The organism is Escherichia sp. KCJ4928 (assembly GCF_004352695.1).
Classification (GTDB): Bacteria; Pseudomonadota; Gammaproteobacteria; order Enterobacterales; family Enterobacteriaceae; genus ECMA0423.
In genome coordinates this window covers 1-505 of record NZ_SJWV01000585.1, presented here as the reverse complement: position 1 = coordinate 505, position 505 = coordinate 1, and the positions used below count along the sequence as shown (strand labels likewise).

Annotated in this window: 1 protein-coding gene and 1 pseudogene; both read right to left on the bottom strand. The window is 56.8% G+C overall.

Going from position 1 to position 505, the window contains the following annotated elements; all coding sequences use genetic code 11:
• Positions 1–138: MbeD family mobilization/exclusion protein (locus tag E0D98_RS25720; RefSeq protein ID WP_165941080.1), on the bottom strand; the 138-nt coding region annotated here is incomplete at its 3' end.
• 6 nt (positions 139–144) lie between these two features.
• A pseudogene (locus tag E0D98_RS25715) lies at positions 145–505 on the bottom strand (mobilization protein); the annotation flags it as partial.

The following is a 505-nucleotide window of genomic DNA, read 5'->3' as shown; positions in this document are numbered from 1 at the left end:
TTGCCCGTTCTCCTGTCGTGTCAGCTCGAACATATGCTGCAAATCCGTGAAGGCGCTCTCCCAGTCTTTCAGCCGCTGCGTATAGTCCTGCTGCAATTGCTCTAAGGCGTTCAGTAAGTGCATTTCCAGCTCTGTCATACTCACTTACTCCCTGACCAGTCTTACTGCGTTCTTCTTCTCCACCGTCCAGTTGTTTTCCCCCTTCACCCCGGACGGCAACACCAGAAATTTCCCGTTCCTGCCCTCGTGATACGTCACACCCCATGTTTTTTCCCGGAGTTTCGCCAGCGTCTCTTCCTGGTCCCTGATAGCCAGGATGTTCGCCGCAATCCGGCTTTCCTGCCACTGAATCAGCCCCCATGACGCCAGAAAAATCCCGCCCGTGACGCAAAGCGCCGTCAGCGACGGGTACAGTATCCGCCCTTTGACCAGCTTCCAGAGCAGCTCTTCCTGCCGCCGGGCCAGTTCGTTCTCTGTGGCGCTGAACTGCGCGTTCACGGCACTG